This is a genomic window from Mycolicibacterium peregrinum, assembly GCF_001665625.1.
In the GTDB taxonomy this organism is placed as follows: domain Bacteria; phylum Actinomycetota; class Actinomycetes; order Mycobacteriales; family Mycobacteriaceae; genus Mycobacterium; species Mycobacterium peregrinum_B.
In genome coordinates this window covers 22,340-43,717 of sequence record NZ_LZSY01000128.1, presented here as the reverse complement: position 1 = coordinate 43,717, position 21,378 = coordinate 22,340, and the positions used below count along the sequence as shown (strand labels likewise).

Genomic DNA, 21,378 nt, shown 5'->3' with positions numbered 1-21,378 from the left:
CCTCACCCAGATCGCCGAGTTCGAATCCCCCGAACACGCCGAGTCGATACGTGACGTTGACGACCACCACGTTGCCGTTCTCGGCCAGCCGCGAGCCGTTGTACAGCTGCAGCTGGCCCGCACCGTAGACGAAGGCCCCGCCGGGGATCCACACCATCACCGGCAACGAGCCGCCCGTGTCCGGGGACCAGACGGTGACGGTCAGGCAAGCCTCGTCACGCACCTTGGGGTCGTCTCGGCCTCCCCCGACGAACGAACGGCCTTGTGGCGGCAACGGGCCGTGCTCGACGGCGTCACGCACTCCGGTCCAGGGCACCACCGGCCGCGGCGCCAGGAAACGCAGTGCGCCGACGGGCTGCTGGGCGTACTCGACACCTCGCCACACGCTGACCCCGCCTTCACGGGTACCGCGTAGCCGCCCCAGCGAGGTGTGGGCAATGGTCGAATGTTCCGCAACGACGGACACGTCTGAATCGTAGTGTGAAAAGCTTAACGGGCTGTTGAGCACGCACCTACCGGCGAATGCGATGGAGTGACGGGATGACCTTCAACGAGGGTATGCAGATCGACACGAGCACCACCTCCAGTTCCGGCGGTGGCCGCGGCCCCGGCCGTGGCATCGCGATCGGTGGAGGTCTCGGCGGTCTGTTGATCGTTGTGCTCGCGATGTTCCTGGGCGTCGACCCCGGCACCGTCATGCCGCAACAGCAGCAGCCGATGGACACCAGCAGCGCGGGCGGTGAGGGTTTCGACCTCAGCCAGTGCAAGACCGGCGCCGACGCCAACAGCAAGGTCGAATGCCGGGTGGTCGCCACCGGCAACTCCGTCGACGGCGTGTGGTCCCAGCTGCTCAAGGGATACACCCGTCCGCACGTCCGACTGTTCAAGGGGCAGGTCCAGACCGGGTGTGGCCCGGCCACCAGCGACGTCGGCCCGTTCTACTGCCCCGTCGACAAGACGGCGTACTTCGACACCGACTTCTTCCAGGTGCTCGTCGATCAGTTCGGTTCCAGCGGAGGGCCCCTCGCACAGGAGTACGTCGTCGCCCACGAGTTCGGCCACCACGTGCAGGACCTGCTCGGCGTTCTCGGCCGGGCCCAGCGGGACCCCGAGGGCGCCACCGGTGCGGGCGTGCGCACCGAACTGCAGGCCGACTGCTACGCCGGCGTCTGGGCGCATTACGCGTCGATCACCCGGCAGGAGGGCACCGACGTCCCGTTCCTGCAGCCACTGAGCGACAAGGACATCACCGACGCCCTGTCGGCGGCCTCCTCGGTCGGCGACGACCGCATCCAGAAGCAGGCCACCGGCCGGGTCAACCCCGAAGCGTGGACCCACGGTTCCTCCGAGCAGCGGCAGAAGTGGTTCACCATCGGCTACCAGACCGGCGATCCGAACAAGTGCGACACCTTCGCCGCGAACAACCTTGGCTAGGGCCGCCACCGCCGTCGACGCGGTAGCCGAGCGCTACCTCGATACCTATGCGCGGCTTGACCCTTGCGCTGCAACGGAACTCGGCATCACCGGCCACGACGACGAGGTGACCGACTACTCCCCACATGGAGTGGCAGCGCGCGCCGAAGCTGCCCGCGCAACGCTGCGGGAACTCGACGGGCTGGAGCCCGCCGACGATGTGGACGCGGTCACCGTGGCCGCGTTGCGCGAGCGCCTCGGCGCGGCGCTCGACGTTCACGATGCCGGCCTGGACCTGGGCGAGCTCAACGTCATCGCCTCACCGCTGCAAACCATGCGCGACGTATTCGACCTGATGTCCACCGACACCGAGGACGACTGGGCGCTGATCGCTGCGCGATTGGCGAAGGTGCCCGAACGTGTCGCCGGCTACGCGGACGCCCTACGTGCCGCGGCCGGCAGCAGTCACGGACCGGCCCTGCGCCAGGTCACCCGAGGAGTCACCCAGGCCCGGCAGATCGCCCAGTTGTTCGCCGAGATGGTCACCGGAGCGGCACCGGAAAACCGGCAACTACAGGTGCAGCTAAAGCGGCGCTCCGAAGCCGCGGCCGACGCCTACCGACGACTGGGCGACGTGTTGCGGGAGGACATCGCCCCGCGTGCGCGCCAGTCCGATGCCTGCGGACGCGACACCTACCAGCTGATGTCACGGCAGTTCCTGGGTACCGCCGTCGACCTCGACGAGGCCTACGAATGGGGCTTGGGCCTGCTCGATGCCGTTGTCGCTGAACAGGAATCGATCGCTCAGCAGCTCTACCCCGGGGCTACCGTGGCCGAGACGCTGCGCCGGCTGGACGACGAACCGCGCTACGTCATCACCGGTACCGATGCGCTGCAGGCCTGGATGCAGGACCTGTCCGACCGTGCGGTGGAGTCTCTGGCCGGCACCCACTTCGACATCGACGGGCCGCTTCGCACGCTAGAGTGCCGGATCGCGCCGACCCAGACCGGCGGCATCTACTACACCGGGCCGTCGGAGGACTGGTCTCGACCCGGACGCATGTGGTGGTCGGTTCCACCCGGCGTCGAGCGGTTCCACACCTGGCAGGAAACCACCACGGTGTTCCATGAAGGTGTTCCCGGCCATCATCTGCAGATCGGCCGCGCGGTGGCGCAGGCCGACCGGCTCAACCGGTGGCGTCGGCTGGGCTGCTGGGTGTCGGGCCACGGTGAGGGCTGGGCGTTGTACGCCGAGCGGCTGATGGCCGAGCTGGGCTGGCTCGACGATGCCGGCGACCGCATGGGAATGCTTGACGCCCAACGGTTCCGAGCGGCCCGAGTTGTGCTCGACATCGGCGTTCACTGCGGCCTCACGGCTCCCGACGGCGAGGTGTGGGATGCCGAGCGGGCATGGAACTTCCTGACCTCGCATTCGGCCATGGCCGAGGAGAACCTGCGCTTCGAGCTCGACCGCTACCTCGGCTGGCCGGGCCAGGCTCCGTCGTACGCCATCGGCCAACGAATCTGGCACGAACTGCGCGACGAGGCCCTGCGCCGGGGATCATCTCTGCGGGAATTCCACAGCCGCGCTCTCGATCTGGGCGGATTGCCCCTCGATGTCCTCAGATCGGCGTTGTCAGCCGGCTGACCGGCGGCAACACTGGTGAGTATGGAAGCCCTGGAGCCTGACACCAAGGACTGGACCTGGGTACTGTCTCGCACCTGCACAGAGTGCGGGTTCGACCCGGCATCGGTGCACCGCAGCGAGGTCGCCAGCATGATCCGCGACGATGCCGCACTGTGGGTACCCCGACTACACGGCACCGGGGTCGATGTGCGGGCCCGCCCGGACCGCTGGTCAATCCTGGAGTACGGCTGCCACATCCGCGACGTGCACCGGATCTTCGAGCACCGAGTGCAGTTGATGTTGACCGAGCACGATCCCCGGTTCCCGAACTGGGATCAGGACGCCACCGCCATCGCCGACGACTACGGGTCGCAGGATCCCGGGGTGGTCGCGACCGAGCTGTACGAGGCGGCCGGGGTGGTCGCCGACACCTATGACCGGGTGCCGGCCGACGCGTGGTCGCGCCGCGGGTTGCGCAGCAATGGCAGCGAGTTCACCATCGCGACGATCGCGATCTACCACCTGCATGACATCGTCCACCACGCGTACGACGTCGCCGGGATGTGATGTGGTTCACAGCCGAAGGCTGTCACGGTTCGGAGCCCCAGCGGTGTCTGAGAGTGTGACGACCAACGGCACAGGGGGATCATCTGAACGACACCGAGGTATTCGCCGGCTACCGCCCGCTGCTCTTCACGCTGGCCTACGAGATTCTGGGTAGCGCCGCAGACGCCGAAGATGTGGTGCAGGAAAGCTACCTGCGCTGGATCGCGGCGGCCGACGTGACGCATCCGCACGCATATCTCGTGCAGGTCGTGACGCGGCAGGCGCTCAATGCACTGCGCGCCAGCAAGCGCCGACGTGAGGACTACGTCGGCAATTGGCTCCCCGAGCCGATCCAGACCGAGTCCGACATGAGCGAGGACGCCGTCCTCGCCGAGTCCGTATCCATGGCAATGCTGCTGGTCCTGGAGACACTCAGCCCCGACGAACGCGTGGTCTTCGTCTTGCACGAGGTGTTCGGCTACAGCTATCCCGAGATCGCGCCCGTGGTCGGCAAGTCCGATACCGCGGTGCGCCAAATCGCCCACCGCGCACGCGAACACGTACACGCCCGACGACGACGCTTCACGCCGGACAAACAGCTGGCACGGACTACTGTCACCAGATTCCTGCGGGCCGCACACACCGGTGACATCGATGGCCTTGTCGCGGTGATGGCCCCCGACATCGTGGCGCTGTCCGACGGCGGCGGAAAGGTATCGGCGGCCCGCCGTCCGGTCGTCGGGCCACACCGCGTCGCACAATTCATGGCCGGGCTTGCCCAGGGCGCGATGGCCGAGTTCGACATCTCGTTCGGAAGTTACAACTCGATGCCCGCCGTGTCGTTCCTCCGGGACGGAGTGCTGGATTCGATCCTGCTCATCGAGCTGACCGGCGGACTCATCACCGCGCTCTACGCGATGCGCAATCCCGACAAGCTCCGCGACACCGCCACCACCCGCAGCCTGACCAGACAGCAGGAGAACTGATGCAGACCGTCACCGTCGAACGTTTTATCGGAGCACCGCAGGATGAGGTGTTCGAGTTCATGAGCAACGCAGCCAATTTCACGCGTTCTCCGTTGGTACTTCGGCAGCGGCTGGCCGAACCTGGGCGGCAAGCCCCCTATGGACAAGGAGCGGTACGCATCCTGGTCTGGGCGATCGGCTGGTTCCGGGAACGCATCACCGGTTACGACGCGCCGCACTCCTTCGACTACGCGGTCGAACGCAGCTTCCCTCCCTCGGAGCACCGGCATGGACGGGTGAGCTTCACCGCGGTGGATGGCGGCACCCGCGTCGTGTGGACCACGACGTTCCGGGTGAAGTTCCCACTCATCGGCGGAACTCTGACTCGTCGGGTCGGCCGTCCGATGCTGACCAGGGTGTTCAACGACGTGCTGGACGCCGCCACGACGGATCTGGCCAAACTCTGACCACATTGAACAGATTTCGTTAATCTGTTCAAATGCGCGATACGGGCCGAGCGGTGTCACCCGCCCTGCTCACCGCCACCGCTGCGACGCTCAGACTTTTGGGCCCAAGGCAATTCAGTCTCACCGCAGTCGCTGAACATGCGGGTGTCTCCCGCGGTACCGTCCATAATGCGCTGGGCAGTCGCGACAACGCGATCAGAATCGGGCTCGACCACCTGGCGGGCGCGTTCATCGAGACCATTGCCGCCGAGGTGGACCGTCACGACACGCTCGCGGATCAGGTAGCTGCAGCCGCGGTCGTCATCTGCGCGCACCGGCAGCAGTCGGATTCCGTGGCGCCGCGCGGCATCAACGAGAGCATCCTGGTGCTACTGCTACGCAACACCGGTGACGATCTGATGCGACGCTCGATCGAACTGTGGAAGCCGGCCGTGCAGGCGGCCCGGGAACGCGGGGAGGTCGGTCCCGGCGTCACCCCGGCACGGGCCGGCGAATGGATCGTGCGCCTGTTGCTGAGCTTCGAACTTCTCCCACCGATCGGCGTGAACCTCGACAGTCCACGTGCGGTCAAACGATTCGTGTCCGACCACATCGTCGTCGGCCTGACCGGAAGGCAGAAATGACCGAGCCAGATTACGAGGTGGCGATCATCGGCGCCGGCCCCGGCGGCATCGCGACGGCACACCTCTTGCGCCAGAAAGGTATCCACGACTTCGTCATCATCGAACGTGGCGACGACTTCGGCGGAACCTGGCGCGACAACCACTACCCGGGTCTCGCTGTCGACATCCCCACCCTGTGGTACCAACTGTCGTTCGCTCCCAACCCGAACTGGAGCAGGTTCTTCGCACCCGGCCCGGAAATTCACCGTTACCTGCAGGACACGGCGGCCGGTCTCGGACTCTATGAACACCTGCGGCCCAACTCCGAGGTGATCCGCCAGCAGTGGGACGACGAACACGGCCTGTGGCGATTGCAGATCCGCGACGAGGCACCCGTGACCGCGCGTTTCGTGGTCAGTTCGGTCGGCGGGTACGTCAATGCCAAGCAGACCGTCGACATCGAGGGTGTCGACGACTTCACCGGGACGGTCCTGCGCCCCAACGCCTGGGACGACACCTACGACACCAAGCGCAAGCGCATCGCCGTGATCGGCACCGGTTCCTCCGGCGTCCAGATCACCGCCGCATTGTCCGCGGACGCCGCCAATCTCGATGTCTACCAACGCACCCCCGCATGGGTGCTACCGAAAGTCGACTTCGACTTCTCGCCGTGGATGCGCCGACTGATGCGCTTGCCCGGCGTCGTTCCAGCGGTGAACACAGTCGGTCGGCTGGCGATGGACATCTTCATGGTGGCACCCATCGTCCACGTCTTCTCCCGACTGCCGGACAATTGGCTACGCCGCCTGATGCCGCTGTACGACGGCTGGTCCCGGATGCTGTACCGGTTGCTGCTGCGCGCCGTCGTCGACGACGCGGCCACCCGCCGAAAACTGGTACCGCGCTATGGAATCCTGGCCAAACGGCCGGTGATCTCCAGCGCATTCCTGCCGGCACTGAACAACCCCGGCACCAACCTGATCACCACGCCGATCGAACGGATCACCGCGACCGGAATCCGCACCACCGACGGCGTCGATCATCCGGCCGACCTGCTGGTGCTGGCCACCGGCTACGAACTGTGGATCGATCCGGAGACCTACCGGCCAGACACCATCGTCGGCCCCAACGGTTTCGATCTCGCCCAGTACTACCGCGCGCACGGTCTGCAGAGCTACGCCGGGACAGCCCACCCACGGCTGCCCAACCGCTGGGAGATCGTCGGCCCGCTCGGCTTCGTCGGATTCGCCTGGCTGGACTATGTCGAGACCGTGGCCGCCCACGCCGTGCGGATCATCCACGAGACCCGCCGCCGCGGTGCACAGGTCGCCACCGTCAGCCAGGACGCGTTCAACCTGTGGAATGAGCGGATGCGTCGCGACGGCCGGGTCGCACACCTGTACTACACCGCTACGTCGGGCCTGAACAGCTATTTCGTCAACTCCCAGTACGAGACTCCGTATTACCGGCCGCAGACGATCACCGGATCCCGACAGTTCGCCCGGCACTCCCCGCTGTCCGACTACCAATTCACCAATGTCCGCGTCACCGCACTACCCGAGGAGCAACCCGCATGACTGATCTTTCACTGGCCGGGCGGGTCGCCTATGTCACCGGTGCCGCGCGCGGCCAGGGCCGTTCGCACTGCGTGCGACTGGCCCGAGCCGGAGCCGACATCGTCGCGCTCGACGCCTGCGCACCTGTCGCCGCCCAGAACGGTTACGCCCCAGCCACTTCGGAGGACCTCGCCGAGACCGTGGCCCTCGTCGAGGGCGAGGGGCGCAAGATCCTGGCCCGGGAGGTCGACGTGCGGGATGCCGAGGGCCAGAAGCGGCTGGTGGCCGATGCGGTCGAACAATTCGGCCGGCTCGACATCGTCGTGGCCAACGCCGGTGTGCTCAATTGGGGCCGGCTGTGGGAGATTCCGGCGCAGCAGTGGCAGGAGATCATCGATATCAACCTCACCGGAGTGTTCAACACGGTCCAGGCGGTGGTGCCGCCCATGATCGAGGCAGGCAACGGCGGTTCGATCATCGCGGTCAGCTCGGCGGCAGGCATCAAGGCGGTGCCCGGGTGCGGCCACTACTGCGCAAGCAAGTTCGGTGTCGTCGGGCTCACCAATTCACTGGCGGTCGAGCTGGGTGAGTTCGGAATCCGAGTGAACTCGATCCACCCGTACGGCACGGACACCCCGATGGGTAACGACCTGTCGATGTATCAGATGTTCGCCGACCATCCGAACTACATCCACAGCTTCTCCCCCGGTGCCCTGCCGACGGATTCACTCGCCCCGCCCGACAACATCTCGGACATCGTGCTGTGGCTCGCCAGCGATGCGTCGTCGTTGGTCACCGCCGCTCAGATCCCGGCAGACAAGGGGTATCTGAAGATCTAGTTCTCCCGCCGAGCAGACGCGTAGGTACCCTTGCAAGCACATTTCGGGGTGCCTACGCGTCTGCTCGCGCAAGAAACTACAGCCGCGAGTGCTCGGAGATGTTGGTGTCGGTGGTGCGCAGCGGACGGATCAAAGCGTCCTGGCTGAATGAGGCGATGAGTTCACCTTCCTCGGTGTGCACCGCGCCGCGCACATACGACATACCCGAACCCACCTGGGTGCTCTCGTGGCTGTAGAGCAGCCACCCGTCCCACCGGACCGGCTCGTGGAAACTCACCGTGACCGTCATCGGCGCGGTCGAGACCGTGAGGTGGGCCTGCGCGGTACCGATGCCCTCATGCGCTCGCATCGTGGTCGAAATGCCCAGGTGCCCCGTGAAATATGCGATCAGCGCCTTGGCCAGATCGTCTCGGGCCGGCACCGGATCGTAGCGCAGCCAGGCGTACAGCTCGGGCGGTCCGACCTCGTCGGGGCTGTTGACGTCGACAACGTCGACCACACGCAGTTCCCGTCCGATCATCGGCATGTGCGAAACATTCGAGTCCGCCGGGCCGGCGACCTCGGGCCGCGGCAGGTGATGCCGGATCACGTCGCCGGAGGGCACATCGGTGAACACCGTGATGGTGATGCAGCGCTTGCCGTTCTGTGACGCCGCGATCACCGCGGTAGCTGTCGACCGGCCTTCGCTGATCACATCGACGTCGAGCTCGACCGGTGGGCCCACCATCACAGCCCGGGCGAACACCGCGTGAGCCGACCGCACCGACTTGTCCGGAAAGCGTTTCGCCGCCGCGACGATCGCGGCGCCCACGATCTGGGTGCCTTCGACCACCTGACGCTCGTCGACACCGGCGATGCCGGTCTGGACGGTGAAACGGTTCTCCCCCGTGGGTTCGGCATCGAACAGGTCCAGCAGCATCTGCAGTGTCCACTGGGTCGGTTCGGCCTCTTGGGGTGCCTCGGATTCTGCGGTCATGACTTCCTCTCTTTTCACGCGTTGATGACTGTCTCGGCGAATTCCGAAATGGTTTGGGGTGCGGCAAAATCGGCGAACCACACGTAGAAGCGTTCGACTCCCTGCGCGGACAGCTCTGCGAAGTGGGCGGTGAGTTCAGCGGCGTTGCCGCACACCAAGCCGTCGCCGAGGTGCCCGAACAGTCGGGTGCTACGTTCGGTGACTGCCGTGCGATCGGCGTCGCGGCCGACGAAGCCGACCATCTGTTGCAGGGAGGCTCGTGCCGAGCCCACTGTCGGCAGCAACGCGGGCAGCCGATCGAGCTGATGCGACGGAATGTTCCACCAGTCGGCGTGGGCCCGCACCAGTTCCATCATGCGCTTGCCGGTTCCGCCCAGCACCAATGGAATTGGATGGGACGGACGCGGGACCTGCCCACGCTCACCGTCGCCCCAATACTGGTGCAGCAGATCCAAATTCTCGCCGAGCCTGCGTACCCGTGCTGCCGCGTCGCCGCTCTCGATGCCGAACCGCTCGAACTCCTGGGGCCAGGACCCGGATCCGAGGCCCAGTTCGAAGCGCCCGCCACTGGCCTCGGAAAGAGTGACGGCCTGCTTGGCCAACACCGACGGATGACGGAACGCGTCGCACAACACCAGGTGGCCAATCCGCAGCCGCTCGGTGCGCGCCGCCACCCACGTCGCGACGGTCATTGCCTCCCAGATGTTTTGGTGAGTGGCACCGGGTGCCTCCAGATGGTCGATGAAGGCAATGCCGTCGAAGCCACTGGCCTCGGCCACCTGGGCACGTTCAACGACGTCGTCGACGGCCAGCCGGACCTGGGGCAGGAACAGGAACCACTCACTCATCGCTGCAACACATAATCACAAGCCGCCTATTGCTTCTACAGAAACGGTAACGTCATTCTCGCAAGTGCAGCATGACGGAGGTGATGGCGCAATGGCTAGGCCGGCCGGACGACCACCCGAAGGCGCGCGCGCCGAGGCACAAGCAGACCGGGCCCGCAGGTTCATGAAATCGGCGTTGGCAATCCTGGGCGAAACCGGACGCACCGACTTCACGGTCCTGGAGGTGGTGGAACGCTCCAAGACCTCCTTGCGATCCTTCTACCAGCATTTTTCCACCAAGGATGAGCTTCTACTGGCACTCATCGACAAGATCATGGCCGAGTCCACGCAGCGCTGGCGCGCCGATACCGACGGGCTCGCCGGCCCCGACGCACTCCGGTCGTTGATCGAGCGCATCACCATCCCGGCGTCGTCGAGCACCCAGGACAGCATCAACCGCGGCCTGACCTTCTACAACGACCATCTCGCCGAGTCGCTACCGCGCGAATACGCGCGGGTGCTGGCACCACTGCACGAGCTCATCGGCGACATCCTGCGGCGCGGAATGGATTCGGGGGTGTTCCGGTCCGACATCGACGTCCAGAGCACCGCCGCCCTGATCATGCAGTCGGTCCTGGGTGCGATGCGGCTGCGTTCACTGGGAGTCGAACTCAATGGCGCGCCGATCGACGGGGAGCACATCTACGAGTTCTGCGTGCGCGGTCTCCTGACCCTTCAGCGCCCCGTCTGACCAGCAGCTTTCCGATCAATTGAGCGATCGCCCGAATGGGCTCGTCGACCCTGCTCATCCCGTGGTAACGTCATTACCAGTTTCGGAAATCACACTCTTTCAGGAGGCGAACATGCCCTCACGCGAGCTTCCCTACCCGGTGTTCGACGCCGACAACCACTTCTATGAGCCCAAAGAGGCGCTCACCCAGTTCCTGCCCGACAATCGCAAGGGCGTCATCGACTACATCGATGTGCGCGGCCGTACGAAGATCGTGGTGCGCAACCAGATCAGCGACTACATCCCGAACCCCACGTTCGAGGTCGTCGCGCGGCCGGGTGCCCAGGAGGAGTACTTCCGGCACGGCAGCGGAGGCAAAAGCTACCGCGAGGTGATGGGCAAGCCGATGAAGGCGATCCCGGCATTCCGCAATCCGGAAGCGCGCCTTGAGGTTCTGGACAGCCTCGGCCTGGACTACACGATCATGTTCCCGACATTGGCCAGCCTGGTCGAGGAACGGCTGAAGGACGATCCGGATCTGATCCTCGACATCATCCATGCGCTCAACGAATGGATGTACGAGACTTGGCAATTCAACTACTCCGACCGCATCTTCTCCACCCCGGTCATCAATCTCGGCGTCGTGGACCGTGCCCTCGAAGAGCTTGAGTGGTGCCTGGAGCGCGGGGCGAAGACCGTGCTGGTCCGCCCGGCGCCGGTACCCGGTTACCGCGGTACCCGCTCGATGGGCCTTCCGGAGTTCGACCCGTTCTGGGACGCCTGCGTGAAAGCGGGCATCCCGGTGTGCATGCACGCTTCGGACAGCGGGTACGCGCAGTACCTCAACGACTGGGAGCCGGCCGACGAGTTCCTCCCGTTCAAGCCGACATCGTTCCGGATGGTGGCGATGGGCAAGCGTCCGATCGAGGACACCATGGCCGCGCTGGTCTGCCACGGCGCACTGACCCGCAACCCGGACCTGCGAATCCTGTCGGTGGAGAACGGCGCCTCGTGGGTGCCGTACCTGTTCTACCAGTTCAAGGACGTCTACTCGAAGATGCCGCAGGAGTTCCCCGAGGATCCGATCGAGGCGTTCAAGCGCTGCGTGTACGTCGCCCCGTTCTGGGAGGACGATTTCAAGAAGATGGCCGACCTGTGCGGCATCGACCGCATCATCTTCGGATCGGACTGGCCGCACCCCGAGGGACTGGCCGATCCGATCAACCTCGTCGATGATCTGGTGGCACACGGCCTCGACGACGAGGGCGTCCGAAAGGTCATGGGCGGCAACCTGGTCGACCTGTTCAAGGTCGAGAACAAGAAGGTGTACCGACCCGATGTTCCCGCACTCGTACTGAACTGATCCAGTCCCCTCCACCCCTACGAAGCTGGGCGACTACATGACAGATGTGGCAAATCCCGAACAGATGCTGTTCACCTCCACCGCACAGGCCTTCCTCGAGAAGGAGGTGCCGCTGAGCCGCGTGCGTGAACTCCATGCCGAGGGCAACGCCTTCGACACCGGATGGTGGGGACGCGCAGCCGAATTGGGTTGGGCCAGCCTGCTCGTACCCGAGGAGCTGGGCGGCGGGAGTCCGTCCGGAGACGGTGTGACCGACCTGGCGCTGCTTGCCGAGCAGGCCGGCCACACCGTGGCCCCCGGTCCGCTGCATCCGGTCAGTATCGTGCTGGCCGGCCTCGTCGAATCACCGCAAGGGCACGAGGAACTCATCGAATCACTGGTTGCCGGCGAGACCGTGGCATCGTGGGCGGCCTACGAACCCAAGCGGCCATTCGGAGCCCTTCAGTCCGTCACCGGGGTCGGCACCACGGCCACCCGTACCGAAGCGGGCTACCGCATCGACGGCGTCAAGGACCGCGTCGAAGCCGGCGACCAGGCCGGCACGGTCCTGGTGGTTGCCGTCTGCGACGGCCAGATCCGGCAGTTCGTCGTGCCGACCGACACCACCGGCGTCACCGTCAGCCCCCAGAAATCGGTGGACCTGGTCAAGCGTTATGCCCGAGTGCAATTCGATGGCGTAGAGGTCGACGAGTCCGCCGTGGTGGGGACGGCCGAGGACACCCCGGCGATCATCGAACGCCAGCGCCAGGTCGCCCTGGTGCTGCAGTGCGCCGAGATCGTCGGAATCCTCGACGCGGTACTCACGATGACCAATCAGTGGCTCAACGACCGGCACAGCTTCGGCCGCCCACTCGCGTCGTATCAAGCTCTCAAACATCGCGCCGCCGACATGAAGATGTGGTTCGAAGCAGCACGCGCCACCACCATCGGAGCCGTGGCGGCAGTGGCCGAACGCTCACAGGAAGCACCGAAACTCGTCAGCGTCGCGAAAGCCTATGTGGCCGAACGGGCACCGGTGATGCTGCAGGACTGCGTGCAGTTACACGGCGGCATCGGGGTGACCTGGGAGCACGACCTGCACCTGTTCCTGCGGCGGGTCGCCCTCTACCGGGCGCTCTACGGATCACCCGAAGACCACCACCGCGCCGTGTACGCGTTGAGCCGCAAGACCCGCGCAGCCGAGGAGATCGGGGCATGACCGACACCGTGAGCACCGCAGCAACAACAGAGTCCGTCGAACAGTTCGCACTGCGCGCCCGGACCTGGCTGGCCGAGAACATGCCGCCGATCAACCCCGACAACCCGCCGTTCGCGGTACGCGCCGAGAACGAATCCTGGGAGCGGGCAAAGGAACTGCAGAAGCGCCTCTACGAAGGCGGCTTCGCCGGCATCTGCTTCCCGCGCGAGTACGGCGGCCTTGGCCTCGATTACGCGTACCAGAAGGCATTCAACGACGAATGCCGGAACTACGAGATGCCGTTGATCCTCAACACTCCGTCGTTCACCATCTGCGGCGCAACCATTCTCGACATGGGCAGCGAAGACCAGAAACGTGAGCGCATCTCGGCCGCGATCCGAGGCGACGAGGTCCTGTGCCAGCTGCTGTCCGAGCCCAGTGGCGGATCGGATCTCGCCGGCGTGATCACCCGAGCCGAGCTCAAGGGCGACACCTGGATCATCAACGGCGCCAAGACCTGGAGCACCAGCGCTTTTGCCGCCGACTACGGGTTGATGCTGGCCCGCACCGACTGGACCGTGCCCAAACACGAAGGTCTGACCATGTTCCTGGTGCCGCTCAACGCGCCGGGCATCACGATGCGCCGCATCACCGAAGTGAACGGCAACGAGGAATTCTGCGAGGAGTTCTTCGACAATCTCGAGCTGCCCGCTGACGCCGTGGTGGGCGACGTCAACGACGGGTGGACCGTCGCCTCGCGTCAGCTGCACCATGAGCGTCGGGCAGTCGGTGGCGGTTCGGAGTTCGCCAGTGGGACCGGGGCCGAGAACGCGAACGAGATGCCGCCGGACCACGTCGGGCTGGCCGAGGCCACCGGGCAGGGCGACGACGCCCGGGTGCAGGACCTGGCGGGTCGTGCGCTCGTGCGGCGCATGGTCAAGAAGCAGCTGATCGATCACGTCGGCAAGGCGATCGGAAACGGTTCGCTGCCACCGAATGCGGGGACGTTGATCCGGCTGTTCCATGCCGAGACCACCGAACTCGAGGTGGACACCGCGCTGGCCATTGCCGGTACGGCCGGCGTCGTCGACGAGGGTTCTGACGACGCCCCGGAGTTGGCCGGGCTGATGGAGATCGGAGTGCGCTACCTGTCCCGGCAGACCGGGTCACTGGGCGGCGGCAGTTCGGAGATGGCGCGCAATGTCATCGGCGAGCGGATCCTCGGCTTCCCCCGTGAGCTCGCGGCCGACCGCGGCGTGCCGTTCAATCAGGTCAAACGCAACAAGAGCTGACTGCGTCGCGGCGTACAGCGGGCATCACACGACGCACGGTTTCGAAGTTGTTCGTCGACGCCGAGCCGGGCCCCATCGGCGCGGTCGCCGACTTCGTTCGCGGCCTCGCCCACTAGAAGAGAGCCGGTTGGGTCGGTGCCGGGGCTTCGTGTACCGGCCCGACGCGCGCGGCGGGCGCCGGGCCCGTCAGACCGTGCCGGGCGACCAGTGGCCGCACCCGGGCCCGAAGCATGTCGCGGTAGTCGGGCGGCAGATACGCTCCGCGCCGGTACAACCGCTGATAATCGGCAATCAGTTCGGGACGTTCATGCTGCAGCCAGGACATGAACCAACCGCGGGTCGTCCCCCGCAGATGCAGACCGAACACGGTCACGCTGCTTGCCCCGGCCGCAGCGATACGACCCAGCAGGTCGTCGAGTTGCTCAGCCGAATCGGTGAGATATGGCAGCACCGGCGCAACCATCACATGACACCGCAGCCCGGCGTCGCGTATCGCCGCGATGAGACCCAACCGCGCTTCGGGCGACGGGGTTCCGGGTTCGACCGTGCGGTGCAGCTCCGGATCGCCGACCGCCAGCGACACCGCCACGCTCACGTCGACGCGACGCGATGCCTCGGCGATCTGCGGCAGATCACGACGAAGCAGCGTGCCCTTGGTGAGGATGGAGAACGGGGTAGCCGAATCCGACAGCGCCGCAATGATTCCCGGCATCAAGGCGTATCTGCCTTCGGCGCGCTGGTAGGGATCGGTGTTGGTACCGAGCGCAACGGTCTCGCGCGTCCAGGACCGGCGCCGCAACTCGCGGGCCAACACCTCGGCGACGTTGGTCTTCACCACGACCTGAGTGTCGAAGTCCGTGCCGCTGTCGAACTCGAGATACTCATGGGTCGGACGGGCAAAGCAGTACCGGCAGGCGTGGCTACAGCCGCGGTAGCCGTTGACCGTGTACCGGAAGGGCAACATCGACGCTGCCGGCACTTTGTTCAGCGCTGATTTGCACAGCACCTCGTGAAACGTGATGCCCTCGAACTGCGGCGTACGCACGCTGCGTACGAAACCGAGCCGCTGCAGACCGGGCAGCGCCCCGTCGTCAGCGCGCACCGCCTGGTCGTCCCACCGCATACCGACATCGAACAATTGTTCGATACGAATGTCAAGGTAATTCCATGCGTGTGTCGATGTTCCGCCCGAACAGAGGAACACCGTCGGCCACAACGGGGTTGCGTAGGAGGTGGGCCGCCGAGCGATCGGCAGCGGCACCGAAACTCGACATGTCACGATTGGACTTGCGCCAGAATGACATTCACGCAATCGCAACCCGGCACGATCGACTACCACCGGGCCGGCACCACACTGAGTTGCCAGGTCCGCCCCGGTATCGGCACTCCCCTGCTACTTGTCCCAGGTGTCATGGCCGACGCAGCGACATGGAGTCCCGTGGTCGACGCCATCGAGCTACCCAACCCGGTAATCACACTCAACCGTCGTGGCCGAGTCCCCAGCGGTGCCCTGGGCACCGACTATTCAGTGGACGTCGAGGTGGCCGATCTGCGGCACATCCTCGACCAAGTCGGCGACGCCCACCTCTTCGGATGGAGCTACGGCGCCCTCATCGCGCTGGAAGCCGCGCTGGACAACTCGCACATCCAGTCGGCGACAGCCTATGAACCGGTCGGCCGACCCTTTGCGCCGGACGTCGTCCCCCGTCTTCGTCACGCCGTCATCGCCGGGGATCTCGACCGGGCGGTCACCCTGATAAATACCGAGGTCTCCGGATTCTCGACGGAATACGTCGCCGAACTGCGCCGCACCGCGGCATGGCCGATCCTGCTGCCGCTCGCCGCACCATTGGCCGACGAACTGGCTGCGATCAATTCCCACCGCCCAGCCCTGGACCGATATCGAAACCTTGAAATCCCGGTGACGCTCATCCTCGGCGCACTGAACGAGAACCTCGCACCGTACGGCACCGCCTTTGCCCGGTTCGCGGCCGCGCTACCGCAGGCGAATCTGATTCGACTGCCAAGACAGGGCCACCTGGCGCACATCGAGGCGCCGACAGATCTCGCTCGCGCCATCGCCGCCGCCGTGCACCGAGCGGACGCCCACAGATAGGACTGGGTGCGCCGATGCCGCGGTTTCGGGTACGGCATCGGCGCGCGCCGTGGGCGCTTGCCCAGTCAATCGCGCATCGGGCCGGAAGCGGAACCGCCGATGCGCATACGTTTATCGAACACCAGTTCGAGCGCGACGTCAACACTGTTCCCAGTCCGTGGGATCACGTTCAGTCTGCCGAGCCGGGTCCCGGCTCGAGCGCCAGCCGAACCTGGGATTCGATCGCGGCGACGACCGGACGCGGCAGGTGTACCCGGCCACGCCCGTCGAGGTCGACGACTATCTGCTGCACCTTGCGCAGATATGACGTCTTCTCCCCTGGCTGGTCGGTGGCTTGCGCGTGGTTGTAGAGCTTGGCGGCGGTATCCAAGTCGGCGCGGTCGTCGTCGGCCAAGTAACTGGTCCCGGTGGCTTTTCCGTCGCGCTCGCACCGAACCCATTGGCGCCGCAGCGCATCGACCGCCGCGCGGTAACGCCCGGCGAATGCGGCGTCCGGGTAGGCGTCGGTGGCCAACGCCTGGGCCTCCTCCAACGCGGTATGGAAATCCATCACGTGCTCGCGGGTGATGTCGGTGACGCCGGGATAACGCAGGTACAGCGCGGGCTCCAGTTCGTAGGCGCCGTATTCGGACAACACCCGCCGGTGGACCGCGCGCGCAGCCTCCCACAGCCGGACGTCGGCCGCCGGGGACACGGGTGGCTCAGCCGCCGGGGACACAGGCGGCTCCTCCACCCTGGCGGTGACGGGCTCCGCCGGTGCGCCGGGCTGACCACCTGCCGGCCTCATCTGCTTGTACTTGCGCGGCTTCTCGGGGACCGCGCGCCGCAGACGCCGCAGGATCTCGGCGGCGACCGGATCGTCCTCCAGGACCGCAACGTGAAAGTCGGCGCCATCGCGGAAGGTCAACTGCAGATAGCGCACACCTTGGACTCGAAGGTCACGGTCAGCGAGCGCGATGCGGGTCTCGGGCGACCCTTCGGCGGACAGGCCGACATCGACGAGATCGGACAGCGAGCGCACGACATCCTCGCTGTCTTCGGTTCCGATCAGGACCTGCCCGTCGACAAGCGCGAGTCGAACCGCGGCTCGTCGACCTGTCATTCGACCAACGACGCTGTACAGGACCGAACTGGTCAGTGACGCACCCACAACCACGATGACGATCGCTGGGGGCACCCCACTGGCCACGAGGATCAACAGCAAGGGCGCTGCTGCCAACAGCAGCGCTGCGCAGACACCCCGGCGGATGCGGGTTGGAGTGTCGAGGTATTCGGTGCGGGAGATCAGCGCGAGATTCTCACCGGCCGGCGCGTCCACGCTCATGCCGCCGCAACCGTCCAACGCACTCCACCGACATTACCGTGCAACCACTGGCCAGTGGCATCTGCGTATGGTTGACCCATGGCTGAAGACCCGCAGCAACGCCGCCGGGCCCGGCTGGAACGCCGAAAGGTCGTTGAGTAGAGGTGAATTCGATTCTTCGCTCGATCGTAGGTGGCGTGTGCGTCGGCTCCGGCATCGCGATCGGGGCCTACTCGGGTGGCTGGTTCCTGGTGCTCGCGGTCGTTCTCGCCACGTTGGGGATCGGGATGGTGGCCGGCACGTTCACACGGTCGGTCACCGCCGCGCCCGCCGGTGCACTGGTCCCGGTGGCCGTGGACCTGATCGACCGCTCGGCACCGGCTCCGGCGGTCGCGTCGACCGTCGTCGCGGGCGAGGCACGGCCGCCCCGAGACGTACCGTTCCGGTTTCACCGTCACGCCAACCTGTCCCGCGCGCAGATCGCCGGCCTCGTCGCCGATGGTCGCGGCGAATTGCCGTCGGAGGCAATCGGAACGCCTGGCAGCACTGCGGTCATCGAGCACCGACCCACGCGGGCCCACGCACCGGCGGCTCTGACGGCCGTGGCGGCGATGTGGGCCACGATGCTGCTCCCACCGAGCGACATCTGGGATCTCAAGCCGTTGACCAGAAGTGTGTCGACCGCGGTTCCCGGCATCACCTCGGACGACCCCGATACGAAACCGCTGTGGCAGTGGTACGACGAACTTCTCGCCCACCTGCGTGCGGAGTCGCCGGACCTGCTCGATGCGCTGCTGGAGATCGACATCCGCGACAGCTATGTCACTGCGATTGTGTACCTCGGTGGAGACCGGAGCCGGAGCTACGAAGGCCGTACCCGCGGCTGGGAAACCACCGAGTCCACGACCGGCGGACGCAGTCGCGACACCTTCAGTGTCGGGGAACTGCAGGCCTTTTCGGCGAGGAACTATCTGTCCACGGCAATGGCGATGCTGCCGCCGGACAACAACGAGCCCACGCGCCTCGCCATCTCCCGTGAGGACGACGACATCTTCGGGGCCGAACGGCCGGTGCTGATCGACGGCTGGTTCGGCAACCCCAACGTCACGGTGATGGGCAAGCCCGACGGCACCGTCGCGCCGTGGTGGCCCGCCGACGATGTCGGCGCCGGGCTGGCGCAGGCGGAGGCCGCACTGGTCGCCCGCGGGCTGTCGACCTCAGAACCGATCCTCAAGAACATCGAGCTGTCGGACGACAAGGGCGGATTCTGGCTCACCTTTTTCCGGGGCGACTACTACTACCGCACGCATGTGAACGCCGGCGGATTCACCACGCCGGATGATCCGATGAGCGACGACACCCGGTCACCCCGGTTCAGGTTCACCGACATTTCCCCCACCGTCGTGGCACAGGTGCGTGAGGATGCGATGCGCCGCTATGGAGTCGACCCGGTGGACCGCGGGAAAGCCAAGATCACCATCGGTGCGTGGGGCAGCGACGCCGGTGACCGCGAGGATCAGGTCGTGATCAAGGTGGACTACCACGACGCGCACGGCGACGAGGCGGTCTACGCGTTATCCGGCGAGTACCTCGCCGGATAACGCGGGCGGGTCAAACTACCACTGACCGAGCTGACAGCGCGGGCTGTAGGGATGATCGTTCTGGACCGCGATCTGACCGTCGACGGAGATCTCACAGTGCGCGTTGGGCTGAGCCTGGCCCCCGTGCGTCGTGCTCGCGACCGTGAAGACAGCCCACTGCGGATCGGCGAGCGTGGTTTCGAACACCCAGGGCGTGTCGGGACCGACGTTCACCGTCGCCTTCTGCAGGTACTTGTACGCATCAGCGTTGTAGGCGTCTTTGCTCGCAGGCTGCGTCGTCAGGTAGTAGAGGTCGAATTCGTACGGCGCACCGGAGGTGAGCGTGTACTTCACCTGATGGCCCTGGCCCGACGGGTCCGCATACGACGTTGCGTTGGAGACCGCCATACCCGCAGCCGCCAGTACGAGCGCCGCACCGACCGTGGTTGTCGCTTTTCGCATATTCGTCACATACGTCATATCCGAGCACGCTACCGCCTTGTTACAGGTGCGACTACTGGGTGTCACAGCGTCCCGCCAACGGCAAACCAACTCGGCCTAGCTTGAGGTTAATTTGTTTGTCACACACAGACATTTCCCAGTAACAGCGGCGCTCTAACGTCCCGATTCGACACCCGCACTCCGGTGTTTAGCCTCTTGCACCGCCGCCGGCACCGATCGGCTGAGAAGCGCTGCAATCAAAGGGAAAGGTCGCCCATGCGAGTTCCAGGACGTGCCCCGTTGCGTCGGTCTGCGCTTGCCGCAGGGAGTTTGATCGCAGTCACCAGCCTGCTCCTTGCCGGTTGCGGCAGCCGGGCGAGCGAAACCGACACAGCAAACACCGCTTCCTGCGTGGACACCTCCGGCCCAAAGGTCAAGGTCGGATCGTTGAACTCGCTGTCAGGCACGATGGCCATTTCCGAGGTGACGGTGCGCGATGCGATCAAGCTCGCGGTCGAGGAGATCAACGCCAAGGGCGGTGTCCTGGGCAAACAGATCGAGCTGATCGGCGAGGACGGGGCCTCCGAGCCCACGGTGTTCGCCGAGAAGGCCGAGAAGCTGATCAGTAGTGACTGCGTGGCCGCGGTGTTCGGTGGCTGGACCTCGTCGAGCCGCAAGGCCATGCTGCCCGTGTTCGAGAGCGCCAACGCCCTGCTCTACTACCCCGTGCAGTACGAAGGTCTGGAGTCGAGCAAGAACATCTTCTACACCGGCGCCACCACCAACCAGCAGATCGTGCCGGCACTGGACTACCTCAAGGAGAAGGGCGTCAAGTCGCTCTATCTCGTGGGCAGTGACTATGTGTTCCCGCAGACCGCCAACCGGATCATCAAGGCCTACGCCAAAGAGAACGGCATCGAGATGAAGGGCGAGGACTACACGCCGCTGGGCTCGACCGACTTCTCCACAATCGTCAACAAGGTCCGCAGCGCCGACGCGGACGCCGTGTTCAACACCCTCAACGGCGACTCCAATGTGGCGTTCTTCCGCGAATACAAGAATGTCGGTCTGACCCCGCAAGCGATGCCCGTGGTCTCGGTCTCGATCGCCGAAGAAGAGGTCGGCGGTATCGGGGTGCAGAATGTCACCGGCCAGCTGACCGCGTGGAACTACTACCAGACCATCGACACCCCGGTGAACAATGCCTTCGTCAAGGCCTACAAGGACTTCGTCAAGGATCCCAAGAAGCCCACCTCCGATCCGATGGAAGCCGCCTACGTCTCGGTGTACCTGTGGAAGAACACCGTCGAGAAGGCAAAGTCGTTCGACGTCGCGGCGATCCAGGACAACGCCGACGGCGTCACCTTCGACGCCCCTGAAGGCAAGGTCACCATCGACGGCGAGAACCACCACATCACCAAGACCGCCCGCATCGGCGAGATCCGGCCCGACGGCTTGATCTACACCATCTGGGAATCCAAGGGGCCGATCGATCCGGATCCGTACCTGAAGTCCTACCCGTGGGCTGCGGGGCTGTCCGGCTGAGGCGAGCGTAGCG

At 65.6% G+C, this 21,378-nt stretch carries 21 protein-coding genes; 15 read left to right on the top strand and 6 right to left on the bottom strand.

Going from position 1 to position 21,378, the window contains the following annotated elements; genetic code table 11:
* A partial coding sequence (locus A5779_RS21330) for a carboxylesterase family protein (RefSeq protein ID WP_165609813.1) occupies positions 1–466 on the bottom strand: 466 nt, incomplete at its 3' end.
* 74 nt (positions 467–540) lie between these two features.
* On the opposite strand from A5779_RS21330, the gene ypfJ reads away from it, so the two are divergent.
* From ypfJ to A5779_RS21290, 8 genes are all read left to right on the top strand, one after another.
* Complete coding sequence (gene ypfJ / locus A5779_RS21325; protein ID WP_064885379.1) at positions 541–1,434, top strand: KPN_02809 family neutral zinc metallopeptidase; 894 nt, start codon at positions 541–543, stop codon at positions 1,432–1,434.
* The gene (locus A5779_RS21320; protein WP_064885377.1) at positions 1,427–3,061 is read left to right on the top strand and encodes a DUF885 domain-containing protein; all 1,635 of its coding nucleotides are present in this window, start codon (positions 1,427–1,429) and stop codon (positions 3,059–3,061) included. The genes ypfJ and A5779_RS21320 overlap by 8 nt, the downstream gene beginning before the upstream one ends.
* A gap of 21 nt (positions 3,062–3,082) precedes the next feature.
* A complete protein-coding gene (locus tag A5779_RS21315) occupies positions 3,083–3,607 on the top strand; it encodes a DinB family protein (RefSeq protein WP_064885375.1) in 525 nt (174 codons plus the stop codon).
* Between the two features lie 83 nt (positions 3,608–3,690).
* Entirely contained in the window at positions 3,691–4,572 is an 882-nt protein-coding gene (locus A5779_RS21310; RefSeq protein WP_064885373.1) for an RNA polymerase sigma-70 factor, read from the top strand.
* Positions 4,572–5,018, top strand: a complete 447-nt coding sequence (locus A5779_RS21305; protein WP_064885371.1) for an SRPBCC family protein — start codon at positions 4,572–4,574, stop codon at positions 5,016–5,018. Before A5779_RS21310 ends, A5779_RS21305 begins: the two co-directional genes overlap by 1 nt.
* 32 nt (positions 5,019–5,050) lie before the next feature.
* Positions 5,051–5,641, top strand: a complete 591-nt coding sequence (locus A5779_RS21300) for a TetR/AcrR family transcriptional regulator (RefSeq protein ID WP_064885369.1) — start codon at positions 5,051–5,053, stop codon at positions 5,639–5,641.
* Positions 5,638–7,197 (top strand): flavin-containing monooxygenase, encoded by a 1,560-nt coding sequence (locus A5779_RS21295; protein ID WP_064885367.1) that lies wholly within the window; start codon positions 5,638–5,640, stop codon positions 7,195–7,197. The genes A5779_RS21300 and A5779_RS21295 overlap by 4 nt, the downstream gene beginning before the upstream one ends.
* On the top strand, positions 7,194–8,015 hold the full coding sequence (locus tag A5779_RS21290; protein WP_064885365.1) for a mycofactocin-coupled SDR family oxidoreductase: 822 nt from the start codon (positions 7,194–7,196) through the stop codon (positions 8,013–8,015). Before A5779_RS21295 ends, A5779_RS21290 begins: the two co-directional genes overlap by 4 nt.
* A 76-nt stretch (positions 8,016–8,091) precedes the next feature.
* Here A5779_RS21290 and A5779_RS21285 read toward each other — a convergent pair whose 3' ends face one another.
* Both A5779_RS21285 and A5779_RS21280 read right to left on the bottom strand, forming a co-directional pair.
* Positions 8,092–8,991: an acyl-CoA thioesterase gene (locus tag A5779_RS21285; protein WP_064885364.1), complete on the bottom strand. Its 900-nt coding sequence runs from the start codon at positions 8,989–8,991 to the stop codon at positions 8,092–8,094.
* 14 nt (positions 8,992–9,005) lie between these two features.
* On the bottom strand, positions 9,006–9,839 hold the full coding sequence (locus tag A5779_RS21280) for an LLM class flavin-dependent oxidoreductase (protein WP_064885363.1): 834 nt from the start codon (positions 9,837–9,839) through the stop codon (positions 9,006–9,008).
* A 91-nt stretch (positions 9,840–9,930) separates the two neighbouring features.
* Between A5779_RS21280 and A5779_RS21275 the strand changes: the two genes are divergently transcribed.
* The 4 genes from A5779_RS21275 to A5779_RS21260 all read left to right on the top strand — a co-directional run bounded on the left by A5779_RS21275 (position 9,931) and on the right by A5779_RS21260 (position 14,380).
* Positions 9,931–10,569: a TetR/AcrR family transcriptional regulator gene (locus A5779_RS21275; protein WP_064885361.1), complete on the top strand. Its 639-nt coding sequence runs from the start codon at positions 9,931–9,933 to the stop codon at positions 10,567–10,569.
* A gap of 112 nt (positions 10,570–10,681) precedes the next feature.
* Complete coding sequence (locus A5779_RS21270; RefSeq protein WP_064885359.1) at positions 10,682–11,911, top strand: amidohydrolase family protein; 1,230 nt, start codon at positions 10,682–10,684, stop codon at positions 11,909–11,911.
* 37 nt (positions 11,912–11,948) lie between these two features.
* The gene (locus tag A5779_RS21265; protein ID WP_064885357.1) at positions 11,949–13,109 is read left to right on the top strand and encodes an acyl-CoA dehydrogenase family protein; all 1,161 of its coding nucleotides are present in this window, start codon (positions 11,949–11,951) and stop codon (positions 13,107–13,109) included.
* A complete protein-coding gene (locus A5779_RS21260; RefSeq protein ID WP_064885355.1) occupies positions 13,106–14,380 on the top strand; it encodes an acyl-CoA dehydrogenase family protein in 1,275 nt (424 codons plus the stop codon). The genes A5779_RS21265 and A5779_RS21260 overlap by 4 nt, the downstream gene beginning before the upstream one ends.
* Before the next feature lie 112 nt (positions 14,381–14,492).
* Here A5779_RS21260 and A5779_RS21255 read toward each other — a convergent pair whose 3' ends face one another.
* The gene (locus A5779_RS21255; RefSeq protein WP_064885393.1) at positions 14,493–15,503 is read right to left on the bottom strand and encodes an Rv2578c family radical SAM protein; all 1,011 of its coding nucleotides are present in this window, start codon (positions 15,501–15,503) and stop codon (positions 14,493–14,495) included.
* A 174-nt stretch (positions 15,504–15,677) separates the two neighbouring features.
* Between A5779_RS21255 and A5779_RS21250 the strand changes: the two genes are divergently transcribed.
* A complete protein-coding gene (locus A5779_RS21250; RefSeq protein WP_064885353.1) occupies positions 15,678–16,496 on the top strand; it encodes an alpha/beta fold hydrolase in 819 nt (272 codons plus the stop codon).
* Between the two features lie 169 nt (positions 16,497–16,665).
* On the opposite strand, the gene A5779_RS21245 is transcribed toward A5779_RS21250, so the two are convergent.
* Positions 16,666–17,820, bottom strand: a complete 1,155-nt coding sequence (locus A5779_RS21245; RefSeq protein WP_082941785.1) for a hypothetical protein — start codon at positions 17,818–17,820, stop codon at positions 16,666–16,668.
* 176 nt (positions 17,821–17,996) lie between these two features.
* Here A5779_RS21245 and A5779_RS21240 point away from each other — a divergent pair, with 176 nt between their 5' ends.
* Entirely contained in the window at positions 17,997–19,400 is a 1,404-nt protein-coding gene (locus A5779_RS21240) for a hypothetical protein (protein ID WP_064885351.1), read from the top strand.
* A 15-nt stretch (positions 19,401–19,415) separates the two neighbouring features.
* On the opposite strand, the gene A5779_RS21235 is transcribed toward A5779_RS21240, so the two are convergent.
* Entirely contained in the window at positions 19,416–19,841 is a 426-nt protein-coding gene (locus A5779_RS21235) for an Rv2576c family protein (RefSeq protein ID WP_174554256.1), read from the bottom strand.
* A gap of 255 nt (positions 19,842–20,096) precedes the next feature.
* Here A5779_RS21235 and urtA point away from each other — a divergent pair, with 255 nt between their 5' ends.
* Positions 20,097–21,365, top strand: a complete 1,269-nt coding sequence (urtA, locus tag A5779_RS21230; RefSeq protein ID WP_064885348.1) for an urea ABC transporter substrate-binding protein — start codon at positions 20,097–20,099, stop codon at positions 21,363–21,365.
* Positions 21,366–21,378 lie beyond the last annotated feature (13 nt).

Bases quoted from the DNA above. Each gene is read 5' to 3' on its own strand.
- A5779_RS21235 (WP_174554256.1), bottom strand. From the start codon at position 19,841: ATGCGAAAAGCGACAACCACGGTCGGTGCGGCGCTCGTACTGGCGGCT.
- urtA (WP_064885348.1), top strand. From the start codon at position 20,097: ATGCGAGTTCCAGGACGTGCCCCGTTGCGTCGGTCTGCGCTTGCCGCA.
- A5779_RS21295 (WP_064885367.1), top strand. From the start codon at position 5,638: ATGACCGAGCCAGATTACGAGGTGGCGATCATCGGCGCCGGCCCCGGC.
- A5779_RS21265 (WP_064885357.1), top strand. From the start codon at position 11,949: ATGACAGATGTGGCAAATCCCGAACAGATGCTGTTCACCTCCACCGCA.
- ypfJ (WP_064885379.1), top strand. From the start codon at position 541: ATGACCTTCAACGAGGGTATGCAGATCGACACGAGCACCACCTCCAGT.
- A5779_RS21305 (WP_064885371.1), top strand. From the start codon at position 4,572: ATGCAGACCGTCACCGTCGAACGTTTTATCGGAGCACCGCAGGATGAG.
- A5779_RS21315 (WP_064885375.1), top strand. From the start codon at position 3,083: ATGGAAGCCCTGGAGCCTGACACCAAGGACTGGACCTGGGTACTGTCT.
- A5779_RS21255 (WP_064885393.1), bottom strand. From the start codon at position 15,503: ATGCGGTGGGACGACCAGGCGGTGCGCGCTGACGACGGGGCGCTGCCC.
- A5779_RS21245 (WP_082941785.1), bottom strand. From the start codon at position 17,820: ATGAGCGTGGACGCGCCGGCCGGTGAGAATCTCGCGCTGATCTCCCGC.
- A5779_RS21270 (WP_064885359.1), top strand. From the start codon at position 10,682: ATGCCCTCACGCGAGCTTCCCTACCCGGTGTTCGACGCCGACAACCAC.
- A5779_RS21275 (WP_064885361.1), top strand. From the start codon at position 9,931: ATGGCTAGGCCGGCCGGACGACCACCCGAAGGCGCGCGCGCCGAGGCA.
- A5779_RS21290 (WP_064885365.1), top strand. From the start codon at position 7,194: ATGACTGATCTTTCACTGGCCGGGCGGGTCGCCTATGTCACCGGTGCC.
- A5779_RS21300 (WP_064885369.1), top strand. From the start codon at position 5,051: ATGCGCGATACGGGCCGAGCGGTGTCACCCGCCCTGCTCACCGCCACC.
- A5779_RS21260 (WP_064885355.1), top strand. From the start codon at position 13,106: ATGACCGACACCGTGAGCACCGCAGCAACAACAGAGTCCGTCGAACAG.
- A5779_RS21280 (WP_064885363.1), bottom strand. From the start codon at position 9,839: ATGAGTGAGTGGTTCCTGTTCCTGCCCCAGGTCCGGCTGGCCGTCGAC.
- A5779_RS21285 (WP_064885364.1), bottom strand. From the start codon at position 8,991: ATGACCGCAGAATCCGAGGCACCCCAAGAGGCCGAACCGACCCAGTGG.
- A5779_RS21250 (WP_064885353.1), top strand. From the start codon at position 15,678: ATGACATTCACGCAATCGCAACCCGGCACGATCGACTACCACCGGGCC.